A 14,450-nucleotide genomic window follows, 5' to 3' on the forward strand; every position below is an offset into this window, starting at 1 on the left:
ATACTATAGAATTCACGAATGCTTGACTTATGTACAAAAATAACATGAGTTCACATTGCACTCCATGGTATCTGCGGATGATCTATGGCGATGGCCTATAAATCATGCTATAATTTAGTGTAATGCCTTTTTTAAAGGCTATTTAGAACTTAAATAAATTTACCCATGCCTAAAAATACAGTAAAATTACAAATTAGCTCGTGAAATAGATGGTGTAAGGAGTGACTAAGGAATGGAAAAGAAAACAAAAGATTACTCCAAATATTTTGATTTCTCGGATGCGAAGATTATTTCTGAAGATGAGCATAGCAAAAAGATCCGTATTCGCGGACGTGAAATCAACATTATGGCGGAGCCGAACCATAGAAAAGAAAAGCAACGCGGTAAAGAGGACGTACAAGTATTGTATGATAACGCAGTCCCGGATGAGCTCAAGCATATCGGTGAGGGGAAGCATTATATCGTATACACATTTGGTTGCCAAATGAACGAGCATGATTCCGAAACCATAAAAGGCTTGCTGGAGCAAATGGGTTATCAGTCAACTGAGGATCGGAAGGAAGCAGACATCATTTTACTGAACACTTGTGCTATCCGTGAAAATGCGGAGGATAAAGTGTTTGGCGAGCTGGGTCACCTCAAGCATCTCAAAACAGAAAAGCCAGGACTGCTGCTCGGGGTGTGTGGCTGCATGTCACAAGAAGAGAATGTCGTTAACCGGATTATGCAAAAACACGGTTTTGTTGATATGATTTTTGGTACCCATAATATTCATCGTCTGCCTCAGCTCGTCAAGGAAGCACTCTTTAGCAAAGAAATGGTGGTCGAAGTGTGGTCTAAGGAAGGCGACATTATCGAAAACTTGCCGAAGAAGCGTGAGGGTATGCGGGCTTGGGTGAACATTATGTACGGTTGTGATAAATTTTGCACCTATTGCATAGTTCCCTTTACACGTGGTAAGGAAAGAAGCCGTCGCCCAGAGGATGTTATCGCCGAGGTACGGGATTTGGCACGTCAAGGCTTTAAAGAAATTACCTTACTGGGGCAGAATGTTAACGCTTATGGCAAGGATTTGAAAGATTTGAATTACAGATTCGGGGATCTGATGGATGATATGCGCAAAATCAATATCCCGCGTGTACGTTTTACGACATCACATCCACGTGATTTTGATGACCATTTGGTTGAAGTGCTTGGTAAGGGTGGCAATTTGGTGGAGCATATCCATCTGCCTGTTCAATCCGGTAATACGGATATATTGAAGAAAATGAACCGAAAATATACCCGTGAGCGTGTTCTGGAACTGGCCGCGAAGATTAAAGCAGCTGTTCCGCATGTTTCTCTGACAACAGATATCATCGTAGGTTTCCCTGGTGAAACAGACGAGCAGTTTGAAGATACTCTATCTCTGGTACGCGAGGTCGGCTATGACTTTGCCTACACATTTATTTATTCACCACGTGAAGGTACGCCAGCTGCTTCGATGGAAGATAATGTGCCTATGTCGGTCAAAAAAGAGCGTCTCCGGCGTCTGAACATTGCTGTGAACCAAAACAGCCTTCGCTTTAATAGTCGATTGCGTGGCGAAGTGGTTGAAGTGCTGGTGGAGGGCGAGAGCAAAAATGACAGCAAAGTGCTTGCCGGTCGGACCCGTTCCAATAAGCTTGTACATTTTGAGGGTTCTAAGGACCTGATTGGTTCCTTTGTTCAAGTGAAAATTACGGAACCTATGACCTTTTACATCAAAGGTGATCTGGTTGAAACGGCTGTAGCGGTTAACGGATAAAAGAATTTCTAACGGGTTGCATGCGGTCTGAGTAAAGGGCTGTGTGCAAGGCCGTCTAAGTGAGAAAAGGAGCGATGGGCAATGACAGAGGAGCGGTTGCAACAAACAGAACTTCCATCGGCGGCGCGCCAGCATGATCATTTGGTCAATCGCGAAATGATATTGGCAAAAGCCAAAGAATTGGCAGGTATTTTGGGTAGCAGTGAGGAAGTGCAGGTATTCCGGAAAGCAGAAGAAAAGATTCAGGATCATGGGCGCATCCAGCAACTGATTGCAACGATGAAAAAGAAGCAAAAGGAAATTGTAGCATTTGAATCCTTGAAGAATCAAAAAATGATTGCCAAAATAGAGGCCGAGCTACAGGAGCTACAGGAAGATCTTGACGGTATTCCAATTGTCACGGAGTTTCAGCAGAGTCAGGTGGAAATTAATGAGCTACTGCAAATGGTGATCATGGCGATCCGTGATACCGTTGCTGAGAAGGTGAACGTAGAAGAGGGAAAAAGCACTTCCTCGTCGAATTGCAGTGATTAGAATGAAATCTATGGTGTGGAGGCGTAGCTTCCACGCCTTTTTTTCGAAAGCAATTTACTATCGTATGTGTTTATAAGACATCAGAGAAATGGGACAACATCGAAGGGATGGAAGCAAGGGAATGGATAAGTTGGGTAAGATGCTAGAGGGAGAAAATAATACTTTTTGGGAGTATTTAGGGTGTGAGCTGATTGCAGCTGATGCAAACGAGGTACAGATCGCTTTGGAGGCCAAACAAGAGCATACCAATGTGATGGGTATTGTCCATGGGGGTGTACTTACTTCATTGATGGATCAGGCGATGGGGATGGTCAGTATGGCTTCACGAAATATGGATCCATGTGTAACGACGAACCTGAATGTTCATTTCTTGTCAGCCATGAGGCAAGGACGACTGGAGGTTAGGGCGCGAATTCTTCATCAAGGAGGTCGCACTATAACCACTGAGGCGGAAGTAAGAGATAGTGAAGGCACACTCGGTTCTACATCTACAGCAACCTTCCGAGTATTACGTACACAAGCAAGTGATTCAGGCAAGGCCTGACACTTGACAAAAAATTTTATTATGTCATAATGAATTTATCAAAACGATATAATATGGTGATGCCAATGGATAGCAATCGTATAAACGAAGAGGCGCAAAAGGCGTCGTACAACATTAAGAAATACCGCACCCCGGATGGAGCTCCAGCGGATATCGTTATGTTTACCTTAACGAAGCGGGAGCGCAAGACGGTAACAAAGACATTGCCGATTCGGGAGCTGAAAGTGATGCTCATCAAGCGCCGCAGTTGGCCGTTTGCGGGACGCTGGGCTTTGCCTGGAGGGTTTTGTCAGGAAGATGAATCTATGTATGGAGCTGCCAAGCGGGAGCTGTTAGAGGAAACAGGTGTGGACGGCGGGCATCTGGAGTATTTGGGTGTATATAGTGGACCGGGACGTGATCCGCGCGGGTGGATCATATCACATGCATTTTTTGCGCTGGTAGAAGAATGGATGTTGGAACAGCGTCAGGCGGCCGATGATGCTTCCGAGGTCGGGTTATTCACGATCCGCGAAGCGTTGGAGGAATTGGAGCTGGCATTCGATCACCGGGATATCATAGTAGATGCTTATCGCAAAATTCAGTTGCAGATGCTTCAGACGACGATCGCCAAGCAGTTTTTACCGCTACATTTTACACTGGGTGAATTATATCAGGTGATTCAGAGTGTCGTACCGGATTTCGAAGAGCCAAACTTTATTCGCAAAATAACATCGACTCGTAGCAGACAGGGAATACTGGAAGAGGTGCGTGATGAGAACGGCAAACCGCTCAGTTCCAACCAGTATTCACAAAGACCGGCACAGTTGTACCGTTTTAGTGACAGAGTACCGCGTTTATCTATCTACACGTAACGTCTAATGTAATAGGTTACGCATAGAATGTACAATTTCACTTTGAGGATAAGGAGCTGACCGTACGATGCAGGCACTAATTGTTATTGATTACACGAAAGATTTTGTGGACGGTAGTTTGCCTGTAGGACAACCTGCGATTGAGTTGGATGAACGGATCGCAGCAATTACGCAGGCATACGTGGATCAAGGGCACTTTGTTGTCATGGCTGTGGATTTGCATGAGGAGAACGACCTTTATCACCCGGAGAGCAAGCTGTTTCCTCCACATAATATACGTGGAACCAACGGACGACATTTGTATGGCAAGCTTCGTAGCCTCTATGAGCAACAAAGTGATCTTATCTACTGGTTGGATAAAACACGGTACAGTGCTTTTGCGGGCACAGATCTGGAGCTCAGGCTGCGTGAACGTGGCATTCTGGAAGTTCATCTGATTGGTGTGTGTACAGATATATGTGTACTGCATACGGCTGTAGATGCTTATAACAAAGGTTTTGCTATTACTGTATACAAGGACGCTGTGGCGAGCTTTAATCAAGCTGGACATGATTGGGCTTTGGGTCATTTTGAAGGAAGTCTTGGAGCCGCGGTACGGTCGGCTGAGGATACGGTTTTACGCCAGAAGAAGTAAAATAACTTAACGATTGTGCACCAATGTCCGATAACAAAATGGAGCCGGATATTGCTGAATCTGGGCAGATGAGGCGGTACGCTGCACCACAAACCTGGGGACAGTCAGAGAGGATGATTACGATGCAGTCAACGAGCCTCGCATTACATACAGATAAATATCAGATTAATATGATGTACGCCCATTGGGTGAACGGAAGTCATCAGCGTAAAGCTGTGTTCGAGGCGTATTTCCGTAAACTCCCTTTTGGTAATGGATACGCCGTGTTCGCTGGTCTGGAACGTATTGTGAATTATATTGCAAATTTGCGGTTTACAGAAGATGACATTCGCTACCTGTCTGAACAGGAGGAGAAATACGATCCCATGTTCATGGAGGCGCTTCGCCAGTTTAAGTTTGGTGGAACGGTCCATTCGATGAAAGAAGGAGCACTTGTTTTTCCAAACGAGCCTTTGGTACGTGTTGAAGGAACGATTATGGAAACGCAGCTTGTCGAGACGGCATTGTTGAATTTTATGAACTATCAGACACTCATTGCGACAAAGGCGTCGCGCATCAAGCAGGTGGCAAGTGACGATACACTGCTCGAATTTGGGACACGGCGTGCGCAGGAAGCAGATGCGGCGATTTGGGGAGCACGGGCAGCTTATGTGGCAGGTTTTGACGCGACTTCTAATATGCTGGCAGGCGAGCATTTTGGAATCCCGACGAAGGGGACACATGCCCATTCATGGGTGCAGACCTTTATGACGGAGCAGGAGGCGTTTGACGTGTATGCGAAGGTTTTACCGGACCAGGTTACACTGTTGGTAGACACCTTTGACACGCTGGAAAGCGGTGTTCCTCATGCGATTCGGACAGCAAAAATGCTGGAGAGTCAGGGCAAGCGTATGAATGCAATCCGTCTGGATAGCGGTGACTTGGCTTATCTATCCATTCAGGCGCGGGAAATGCTCGATGCTGAAGGCTTAGATTACGTACAAATTGTAGCTTCCAATGATTTGGACGAAAATACGATTTTTAACCTGAAAGCCCAAGGGGCACGTATTGATGTATGGGGTGTAGGAACACAGCTTATTACCGCTTCAGATCAACCTTCGCTTGGCGGGGTGTACAAGCTGGTTGAGCGTGAAGTGGATGGCGAAATGTTGCCGACGATTAAGATCTCGGGTAACCCAGAAAAAGTATCCACACCAGGCAAGAAGGATGTATATCGCATTGTGGATAAGAAGAAAGGGAGAGCTGTAGCCGATTATATTTCTTTCCCGGATGAAGAGCGTCCGCGTAATGGTAAGCGCCTGAAGCTGTTTAACCCTTTACATCCGTATATGAAGAAGTATGTAGAAAATTATGAAGCCGTGCCAATGCTTGAGCCTATTTTTTTAAATGGACAGAAGGTATATGAGCTTCCTGAGCTGGATGAAATTCGTGCCTACCATACTTCACAGTTGAAATTGTTTTGGCCAGAATATTTGCGGAAGCTGAACCCTGAAATTTATCGTGTAAATCTGAGCGAGAAGGTATGGGAGCTGAAGCAAAAGCTGATCGACAGCTATATGCAGCCCGAAGTTGAAGAAAAAGAATAGTTGGAAGAGGCACCTCATGAATGTATGGGGTGCCTTTTTGTGTCGCGGCATGTAGGAAATAGGAGCTTATTTATAAATTTCTCTCATCACATGTCGTAGCTCAGGGACAATAATGCGTTCCATTGCCAAACGAACGGCTCCGCGTGAGCCAGGCATAGAAAATACAGCTGTCCGACCCACAGTACCAGCTACAGCCCGGCTTAATATAGCTGCTGAACCAATGTCCTCAGCAAAGCTTAAATAACGGAAGATTTCCCCAAAGCCAGGTAGTTCCTTATCCAGTAGAGAGGAGACGGCTTCATATGTAGTATCACGTGGAGAAATACCGGTACCGCCTGTCAAAAGTACAGCCTCGATGTCATTCTGTGCCGCTGCTTCGGATACTAACTGCTGAATACCTTCGTAGTCATCCTTGACGATGACATATCGAACAACCTTATATCCATTGGTTTCTAGTAGATCCATGAGCAGTTGTCCCCCGGTATCTGTTTCCACGGTACGTGTGTCCGAGACAGTCACGACCATGCAATTAACCTGTTGCGGGGATTCCTGTCGATGCTCATCTACGGAAGACATATTCATTAAAATGTTCACTCCTTGATCGATGGTTAGACATACACTTTTTACAATAGAGCAATGACTGAGTGTATGCAAGTCAGAAACAGGGGCTAAAAATCCATGTGATTAATATACTTGCACTTACATACTGGAATATAGTACACTTCCTTACATAAGTCGGGATTGTTTAGTTTTTATTTTATTGTAAGCGCGCACATCAAATGATTAAACTCAAGGATCAGCGGGTAATAGTACAGCAGGGTCAACAACTGGGAGGTAATGTAATATGAATCATTCATACCAACAATGCGTGGATGCTTGCCTGGAATGTATGAACGCTTGCAATGTATGTTACGTAGCGAGTTTGAAGGAATATGATTTAGCTATGCTGCGTGAATGTATTCGAGTGAGTAGGGAATGTGCAGAAATATGCGGATTTGCTGCTCAAATGCTGCAGCGCGGAACGGATTTTGCCGAGCAAATCTGTGAGCTGTGCGCCAAGGCCTGTGAGGTATGTGCTGCTGAATGCAGCAAGCATTCCCATGATCATTGCAAACATTGTGCAGAAGCCTGCCGTCGTTGCGTTCAGGCATGCCGCCAATTGGTGGCAGTGTAATTACATATATGGAACTAGTGCCTGAAGAGGAAATAAAAGGTTGCTTTCTACTGAATAGGTTTGTATAATAATTGGAATTAACGTCATGGAACGGGAGAGTAGCAGCGGAGCCGTATATTACAGCGAGCCGGAAGAGGTGGAAGCCGGTATGAGGTCCGATGTGAAGCGCACCCGGGAGATGGTTGATCCAACGAGCAGAATTTCTAGTAGATCAGCCCGGCAGACACCGTTATTAGTCATTGGAGTGAAATCGCGATTTGTGTAAGTTAGCTTTAGCTGCACAACCGATTTACGAAGAGTGGTACCGCGGGGATATTGAAGTTCTCGTCTCTTGAATTATTTCAAGAGGCGGGAGCTTTTTTTGTTAGATTCTATAAAAAGAAGGAGAGAGATCATGTTAGTGAGTATTGCTGCTCAAGCGATATTGGCCCATACGGGCTTGGAGGAAAAAGAAATTTTATCTTTATTCGAGGTGCCTCCGCAGCCTGAATGGGGAGATGTAGCGTTTCCCTGTTTTGTGCTGGCTAAAAAGTTTCGAAAGTCTCCACAGCACATTGCAATGGAATTAGCGGAGCTAGTGAGCCATGAAGAAGGTTTAACTGCTTCAGCATCGGGTGCCTACGTAAATATAACATTGGATCGATCGGTTCATATTCCGCTTCTGCTTGCTGAATTGAGCAAAGCTGATTTCCTCAGGCCCAATATCGGACACGGACAGCGGGTGGTCATTGATATGTCTTCGCCCAATATTGCCAAACCGTTTGGTATTGGTCATCTTCGCTCTACTGTTATTGGTGCTGCCTTGTATCGCATACTTGGTGAAACCGGATATGTCCCAATTAGTGTGAATCATCTTGGAGATTGGGGAACACAGTTTGGTAAGCAAATTGCGGCCTATAAAAGATGGGGAAATGAGGAGCAGCTACAACATGATCCGATTGGTGAATCACTGAAACTGTATGTGCGTTTTCATCAGGAGGCCGAGCATGATCCAACTTTGGAAGATGAAGGCCGCGAGTGGTTCCGACGTTTGGAGCATGGGGATGCTGAGGCTCAACAACTATGGGAGTTTTTTGTTGAAGTCAGTCTGGGTGAATTTGATCGTATGTACCAGCGCCTGAACATTACATTTGACCATGTGCTGGGAGAAAGTTTTTACAATGATAAGATGCAGGCAGTTGTTGCTCAATTAAGAGCAAAGGGATTGCTGGAGGAAAGTGATGGCGCGCTCGTAGTTCGTCTGGAAGACGAGGAACTGCCGCCATGTCTTATTCTAAAAAAGGATGGGACTACCATTTATCCGACACGTGATCTGGCAACAGCGATTTATCGTCATGAAGTGATGAAGGCTGATCGGCTTCTGTACGTCGTTGGTGGGGAACAGAAGCTGCATTTCCAGCAGGTGTTTGCGGTGCTGAAACATGCAGGAGAGGCATGGGCGGAGCAGTGTGAGCATGTGCCGTTTGGATTAATGCGGTTTGCGGGTAAGAAAATGTCTACAAGACGTGGAAAAGTTGTCAAACTGGAAGAGGTGCTGGATGAAGCTATAGCCCGTGCTCAAGCCATCATTACTCAGAAGAATCCCGATTTGCAGGAACAACAGGCAGTAGCAGAGGACGTTGGTATTGGGGCGATTATTTTTGGTGACTTAAAAAACAACCGGCTGAATGAAGTGGATTTTTCGTTGGAGGAGGCGCTGACCTTTGAAGGTGAGACCGGGCCTTATGTGCAGTATACTCATGCGCGCATACGCAGCCTTCTGGAGAAAGCTCATGCTCGCGCCGATGTTGATGTTACTACTAATTCTAGCGACAACGCCCTTGTCCAAGATAGCCATTCTCGTGATTTGAATGACATATCGGATGAAATGTTTGGTGACGCAGGTTGGGCGCTGCTTAAGCAGTTGGATCGTTATCACGGACAACTGATACGTGCGGCTCGCCAACTGGAGCCTTCGGTTATTGCGAGATTTGCACTGGATACGGCCCAGGCGTTCAACCGTTTTTACGCCAAGGAAAGGATTGTCGATGGTGGACGCTGGCGTATTCAATTGGCGGAACAAACTGCGGATATTCTGGCATGCGCGCTGCAACTTCTTGGTCTGAAAGCACCGAATCGGATGTAAGCAAAGCGAACAAAGGGGAGCGAGGTTTGCCGGCGGGATACTGCTACCCAGATCCGGTTCTTCCAAGGGGATACTGTAAAAGGTAATCTGTCACAGGCACTTTTGAGGATGTATAAAGATAGTGAGCAGAAAAGAGTTAGACGGGTTACACTAATCGCAGCTATTGCACTGTTTTGCAACCAATTTGTGCATATTTGAAACATTTGATGCTTTTATTGCGTCGGAAGTATAGAAGCAAAGTAAACATGGAGGTGTATCTCATGAAAAAAAATAAAAGCGTGGCAGTTGCCCTGCTTGTCGTCTGCTCATTGGCTGTGGCTACGTCGGCTTCTGCTTTTCGTGATATAAAGGGAGCTGAACAGGAGAAGATCGTAAACTCACTTCAGGATAAAGGAATTATCCAAGGAATAACCAAGGATAAATTTGCACCGGATCAAACGCTCACCTATGCACAAGGAGTACATTTGGTTGTTCGTGCGATGGATCTTCAGGTAATGCCTGATTTCACAACGGGTTCCTTTGCAAACATTCCGGCTTCCGCATGGTATGCTCAGTCCTATCGGATTGCGGCCCAACACCAAATTCCTTTGTCACCAGATATTGATCCAAGCACCCGTATGACAAGAGAACAATTTGCGAATATTCTGTATAAAGCAGTGAGTGCAACGGGTGAATATCCAACTGTCCGTATGTTAGTTAATGTAGCGGATGGCAAAAAATTAGATCAGGAATCAAACGCAGCAGTTCAATTCCTGCTGTTGACCAAAATTGCAAAATTGGACGAACAGAGCAACTTTAACCCGGATCGTAAAGTAACGCGGATGGAGGCAGCAGAAATGGTCTATAACGCATCCGAATTTGTACAAAGTCATAAAACGGTTGAAGCTACTCCTGAAAATCCGGCTGAGCCTGTAGATCCGGTTCAACAAAATAATATTAGTATGAGCATAGAGAAGACAAATGACCAGCAGAACAAAGTGACAATCACCCGTCTGCAGGCACCTAATCCAGGTTACGGCATTGAAGTGGATCACATCGACTACGTAGATGATACGAATGCAGTAATTTACTACAAGCTGACTAGTCCAAAGCCAGGGGAAATGAATATTCAGGTCATTACGGATACCCACACAAGTACGTTGGTAGACAGCAAGTATAAGGTTACGCTCAAAGCAGTAGATGGAACAGTGTTTCCACCCACAGGAACAGGCACGTCTGTAGCTAAATAAAATTGCAAGCCATATGTCTTATATAAAAATAAACCAGCGAGCCTCCAATGTGTAGGAGAGGCTCGCTGGTTTTTTCATGCCAAATGTTCATCGTTAGCCCTAAGCAATTGGGCTATTCAAGCTTTAAATGCTGACTTTGCCAGTAAGCAAGTCATCTTGCGCAGGAGGCGTAGCAGAGATTGGATCTGATTCTGTTGCAACTGTTCCCGACTGGAGCTGATACATTTGGAAGTAACGCCCGCCTTGGGCCATAAGTTCATCATGGCTACCCCGTTCAACAATTTCTCCCCGATGCAGCACCAAAATTTGGTCCGCACTGCGAATGGTGGACAAACGGTGAGCAATGATAAAGGTCGTACGTCCCTTCTTGAGCACCTCAAGAGCGGATTGGATGAGCGCTTCCGTTTCGGTGTCAATATTGGCAGTAGCTTCATCCAGAATTAAAATTGCGGGATCAAAGGCTAGTGCACGAGCGAAGGAAATAAGCTGGCGTTGCCCGGCTGATAAGGTGCTGCCTTTTTCAATAACAGGCTCATCGAATCCTTGCGGCAAATGGGCCAGCAATTTGTCGGCTCCAACGTCATGCAGCGCTTTATTCACCTGTTCTCTCGTGATTCGGCTGTCTTCGAGACTGACATTAGAGGCTACCGTACCTGTAAACAAATATGGATCTTGAAGAACAATACCCATATGATGGCGAAGCCATTGCTTAGGGATGTCTTTGACAGACGTTCCGTCAATGGTGATCGTTCCTTTTTGCGGATCATAGAACCGGAATAGCAGGTTGATAATCGAACTTTTGCCTGATCCGGTATGTCCGACAAGGGCAACTGTTTGCCCGGGCTGTGCTGTAAAGGAAATATGTTTAAGTACATCATCCTTTTTGTAGGCAAAGGAAACGTCGTTAAACTCTACCTGGCCTTTGTAGCGCGGCATCGTGCCGTCCGTCACCGGCTCTCCAGTTTCGTCCATCAACTCAAATACGCGTCCTGAGGATACGATGGAAGTATCCAGTACGGCGAGTTGGTTGACCATACCCGTCATAGGTTGGAACAGTCGACCCAGCACATCGACGAAGGCATACAATACGCCTAGTGAAACAGCACTACCTGTAGTTCCGAGCGCCTCAGATCCGAAATACCACAACACGACGGCAAAGGCGAGATTTCTCAACACGTTGACTAAATTGTGCGAAGTGAAAGCGTTCAAATTCAGCATTTTATTCTGATGCTTCATATAGTCATCATTCAGTTCTTCAAACTCTTGCTGCGTTTGTTTCTGGTGGCGGAACACGCGAATAATGGACATCCCTTGAATCGATTCATTGATAATCGCATTAATTTCACTGAGTCTGGACCGAATGATCGTATTATAGCGGGTGGCGACCTTGCGATACAATACAATCCACAAGATCAGTAACGGTACAATAAACAGAGAGATAAGACCCAGTCTGAAGTCCAGCAAAAAGAGTGCAACATATACTCCTGCCATTGTCACAATCCCTGAAGTGAAATTGGAGAGCACAGCCACAAACAAATCTTTGACTGCCTCAGTGTCATTCGTAACACGGGATACGACTTTGCCTGCAGGCAAGTTATCAAAAAAGTAAACTGGCAGCCGCTGGATGTGAGCGTAGAGATCAAGCCGAAGCTTTTGTATGACCTTGTTCGCCGAGGATTGCAGCCAGTATGTTTTGCCGAATTCAGCAAAAATGGAAATAACCAGGAAGAAGCAATACCAGCCAATCAGCTGAAAGATACCGGGCATTTCCGGTTTGTAAAAGCTATACAGTTCATCAGCTGTCAGAGCCTTAGCTTCATAGCGAAAGGTGTCGGAGCCGCGTATCACAGTCAGCGTTCCGTTCGTAAAGGAGCGGTTACCGTCCGCCACTTGAACCGAGCCATCAACAAATACGAAAGATTTCCCAACTTGTAAAATCCTCGCTTCGCGACCTTTAGTCTCCCCGGACTCAAAGCGATCTTCACGCTTAAAGTGGGTTCCAGCATAGCTTACAGTTCCGTCCACACTAGTTGTTTCATAAAATGGTTTTTCAATAGCGAGCATATGGTCGTCGATCATCGTTTTGGCGATGAAGGGACCAGCCAGCTCGGCGGCTACTCCGATAGCCAAAGCGATGAGAGCGGCGATAAAACCTGCTTTGCTCGTCAGCGCGTACTGAAATAGCCTTTTGCCGATATTGGGTTTCATTAGGATACCTCCCCTGAGGTCAGATCAGATTCCACTTGTTGCCGTACATACTGTTGTCGGTACCATCCGTCAGCCTGAAGCAGCTCGCTGTGGGTCCCTTCCTCAATAATGCGTCCTTGCTCCAGCACGACGATCCGGTCTGCATGTTCTACAGCAGAGAGGCGGTGGGTGGAGATCAAGGTTGTTTTACCCGAGCGCTTACGTCGAATATTGTCAATAATCCTTGCTTCCGTCCGGGCATCTACTGCAGATAGTGCATCGTCGAGCAATAGAATATCCGGATCACCGATAAAGGCACGCGCCAGCGAAACACGCTGCTTCTGGCCGCCGGACAGGGCAATACCTTTTTCTCCGACCAGTGTATCCAGCCCATCAGACAGGGTACCTAAATCCTGGTCGAAGGCAGCAGTACGGATAGCTTCCATAATGTCGTCGTCATCTGCATGAGGTTTTCCAAATTGAATGTTCTCGCGCACCGATTTGGAAAACAAAATTTGCTCTTGCGGCACGTAGCCGATCCAGCTGTGTAGTTGTTCTACTGCAATGTCCTCCAGACGTATGCCGGAGATTAAAATATCACCGCTACCCGTCGGATATTCATGTAGTAGCTGTTTGAGCAGCGTGGATTTCCCACTGCCTGTTCTACCGACGACGCCTAGCGTTTCTCCGCGTTTGAGCTCCAGACTCACATGTGACAGATTGTCAATAGTAGAGGTAGGGTAACGGAAGGTAACGTCTTTCATCCTGATGGATTCGAGGCGATCCACTGGAACAGGTTGAGCTGCATCTTGAACATCTGGCTGGACATCGAGAGTTTCATTAACCCGGTCCAAGGAAGCGCTACCGCGCTGCATAATGTTAATCAGCTCTCCAATGGCAAACATCGGCCAAATCATCATTCCTAGATACATATTAAAGGAGACCAGTTCGCCTAGCGTGATATCGTTATGAAATACCAGATAAATACCATACCCGAGTCCAATGACGTAGCTAAGTCCTACACATAAACGAATTGTTGGTTCAAAGAGAGCATCCATCCGAGCGACAGCCAGATTTTTACGAAATACATCGTCGGTAATATCAGCGAAACGCTTTTCGTCCATTCGTTCTTGCACATAGGCGCGAATGACTCGGATACCTGCCACGGATTCCAACACCTGATCGTTCATATCACCAAATGCATCTTGTGCCAGTGTGTAACGCTCGTGAACGGCTTTACCGTAAATGCTCATAGCCAGTGCGATAAAAGGTAGGGGCAGGATAGCTGCCAGTGTCAACTTCCAACTGATTAGAGTGCCCATGGCAACTAATACCACGCTCAGATAGACTGTAGAGTCTGTCAGTGTCAGCATGCCGAAGCCCGCTGTACTTGCTACGGAGCGAAGGTCGTTCGTGGCACGAGCCATCAGATCCCCAGTGCGGTTGCGTTCAAAAAATGGAGGGGTCATTCGCAGCAGATGATTCATAAAGCGTGTGCGCAGTAAGCGTTCCACCAGATTGGCACCACCAAACAGCTTGTGCATCCATATGTACGTAATGTAGTAGATGACGGCTAGAATGCCTATGATGTACAAAATATAACGCCAAAGTGAGGACCAGGAAATTGAACCGCGCACAATCTCATCAATGGCACTACCAAGCAGCCGAGGTGGAGCAAGCTCCAGCACACCAACGGCTATCAGCAAAAACAATCCAATGGAGTATCGGCTTCGTTCTCTTTTAAAAAACCAGCTTAAATTTTTAAGTACCGAAAACAAGAGGAATCCCATCCTTTCA

12 protein-coding genes and 1 other annotated feature are annotated in these 14,450 nt (G+C 46.2%); of the genes, 9 read left to right on the top strand and 3 right to left on the bottom strand.

Going from position 1 to position 14,450, the window contains the following annotated elements:
- Positions 1-232: 232 nt before the first annotated feature.
- The 6 genes from miaB to NLX78_RS02660 all read left to right on the top strand — a co-directional run bounded on the left by miaB (position 233) and on the right by NLX78_RS02660 (position 5,938).
- The gene (miaB, locus tag NLX78_RS02635) at positions 233-1,786 is read left to right on the top strand and encodes a tRNA (N6-isopentenyl adenosine(37)-C2)-methylthiotransferase MiaB (protein WP_254349516.1); all 1,554 of its coding nucleotides are present in this window, start codon (positions 233-235) and stop codon (positions 1,784-1,786) included.
- Positions 1,787-1,867: 81 nt separating this feature from the next.
- Positions 1,868-2,320, top strand: coding sequence for a YlbF/YmcA family competence regulator (locus NLX78_RS02640; protein ID WP_254349517.1), 453 nt, complete (start codon positions 1,868-1,870; stop codon positions 2,318-2,320).
- 121 nt (positions 2,321-2,441) lie between these two features.
- Complete coding sequence (locus tag NLX78_RS02645; protein WP_025719091.1) at positions 2,442-2,864, top strand: PaaI family thioesterase; 423 nt, start codon at positions 2,442-2,444, stop codon at positions 2,862-2,864.
- 65 nt (positions 2,865-2,929) lie between these two features.
- On the top strand, positions 2,930-3,718 hold the full coding sequence (locus NLX78_RS02650) for an NUDIX domain-containing protein (RefSeq protein WP_023988247.1): 789 nt from the start codon (positions 2,930-2,932) through the stop codon (positions 3,716-3,718).
- A gap of 67 nt (positions 3,719-3,785) precedes the next feature.
- Entirely contained in the window at positions 3,786-4,352 is a 567-nt protein-coding gene (locus NLX78_RS02655; protein WP_061829415.1) for a cysteine hydrolase family protein, read from the top strand.
- A 122-nt stretch (positions 4,353-4,474) separates the two neighbouring features.
- Positions 4,475-5,938 (top strand): nicotinate phosphoribosyltransferase, encoded by a 1,464-nt coding sequence (locus tag NLX78_RS02660; RefSeq protein ID WP_254349547.1) that lies wholly within the window; start codon positions 4,475-4,477, stop codon positions 5,936-5,938.
- A gap of 66 nt (positions 5,939-6,004) precedes the next feature.
- Here the strand turns inward: NLX78_RS02660 and NLX78_RS02665 are convergent, their stop codons facing one another.
- Entirely contained in the window at positions 6,005-6,520 is a 516-nt protein-coding gene (locus tag NLX78_RS02665; RefSeq protein ID WP_254349518.1) for a MogA/MoaB family molybdenum cofactor biosynthesis protein, read from the bottom strand.
- A gap of 262 nt (positions 6,521-6,782) precedes the next feature.
- On the opposite strand from NLX78_RS02665, the gene NLX78_RS02670 reads away from it, so the two are divergent.
- The 3 genes from NLX78_RS02670 to NLX78_RS02680 all read left to right on the top strand — a co-directional run bounded on the left by NLX78_RS02670 (position 6,783) and on the right by NLX78_RS02680 (position 10,466).
- Complete coding sequence (locus tag NLX78_RS02670; protein WP_023988251.1) at positions 6,783-7,112, top strand: four-helix bundle copper-binding protein; 330 nt, start codon at positions 6,783-6,785, stop codon at positions 7,110-7,112.
- A 77-nt stretch (positions 7,113-7,189) separates the two neighbouring features.
- Positions 7,190-7,447: a binding site (T-box leader), on the top strand.
- 59 nt (positions 7,448-7,506) lie between these two features.
- Complete coding sequence (gene argS, locus NLX78_RS02675) at positions 7,507-9,237, top strand: arginine--tRNA ligase (protein ID WP_254349519.1); 1,731 nt, start codon at positions 7,507-7,509, stop codon at positions 9,235-9,237.
- 260 nt (positions 9,238-9,497) lie between these two features.
- Positions 9,498-10,466 carry an S-layer homology domain-containing protein gene (locus tag NLX78_RS02680; protein WP_254349520.1) on the top strand — a complete coding sequence of 323 codons (969 nt, stop codon included), beginning with the start codon at positions 9,498-9,500 and terminating at the stop codon, positions 10,464-10,466.
- A gap of 123 nt (positions 10,467-10,589) precedes the next feature.
- Here the strand turns inward: NLX78_RS02680 and NLX78_RS02685 are convergent, their stop codons facing one another.
- The gene (locus NLX78_RS02685) at positions 10,590-12,674 is read right to left on the bottom strand and encodes an ABC transporter ATP-binding protein (protein ID WP_254349521.1); all 2,085 of its coding nucleotides are present in this window, start codon (positions 12,672-12,674) and stop codon (positions 10,590-10,592) included.
- Entirely contained in the window at positions 12,674-14,431 is a 1,758-nt protein-coding gene (locus tag NLX78_RS02690) for an ABC transporter ATP-binding protein (protein ID WP_165175590.1), read from the bottom strand. Before NLX78_RS02690 ends, NLX78_RS02685 begins: the two co-directional genes overlap by 1 nt.
- Positions 14,432-14,450 lie beyond the last annotated feature (19 nt).

It is taken from the genome of Paenibacillus sp. Lou8.1, assembly GCF_024213565.1.
GTDB lineage: Bacteria > Bacillota > Bacilli > Paenibacillales > Paenibacillaceae > Paenibacillus > Paenibacillus polymyxa_B.

Excerpts from the sequence above, each read along its gene's own strand:
- NLX78_RS02645 (WP_025719091.1), top strand. The coding sequence starts at position 2,442 with ATGGATAAGTTGGGTAAGATGCTAGAGGGAGAAAATAATACTTTTTGG.
- argS (WP_254349519.1), top strand. The coding sequence starts at position 7,507 with ATGTTAGTGAGTATTGCTGCTCAAGCGATATTGGCCCATACGGGCTTG.
- NLX78_RS02660 (WP_254349547.1), top strand. The coding sequence starts at position 4,475 with ATGCAGTCAACGAGCCTCGCATTACATACAGATAAATATCAGATTAAT.
- NLX78_RS02640 (WP_254349517.1), top strand. The coding sequence starts at position 1,868 with ATGACAGAGGAGCGGTTGCAACAAACAGAACTTCCATCGGCGGCGCGC.
- NLX78_RS02650 (WP_023988247.1), top strand. The coding sequence starts at position 2,930 with ATGGATAGCAATCGTATAAACGAAGAGGCGCAAAAGGCGTCGTACAAC.
- NLX78_RS02655 (WP_061829415.1), top strand. The coding sequence starts at position 3,786 with ATGCAGGCACTAATTGTTATTGATTACACGAAAGATTTTGTGGACGGT.
- NLX78_RS02685 (WP_254349521.1), bottom strand. The coding sequence starts at position 12,674 with ATGAAACCCAATATCGGCAAAAGGCTATTTCAGTACGCGCTGACGAGC.
- miaB (WP_254349516.1), top strand. The coding sequence starts at position 233 with ATGGAAAAGAAAACAAAAGATTACTCCAAATATTTTGATTTCTCGGAT.
- NLX78_RS02665 (WP_254349518.1), bottom strand. The coding sequence starts at position 6,520 with ATGAATATGTCTTCCGTAGATGAGCATCGACAGGAATCCCCGCAACAG.
- NLX78_RS02680 (WP_254349520.1), top strand. The coding sequence starts at position 9,498 with ATGAAAAAAAATAAAAGCGTGGCAGTTGCCCTGCTTGTCGTCTGCTCA.
- NLX78_RS02670 (WP_023988251.1), top strand. The coding sequence starts at position 6,783 with ATGAATCATTCATACCAACAATGCGTGGATGCTTGCCTGGAATGTATG.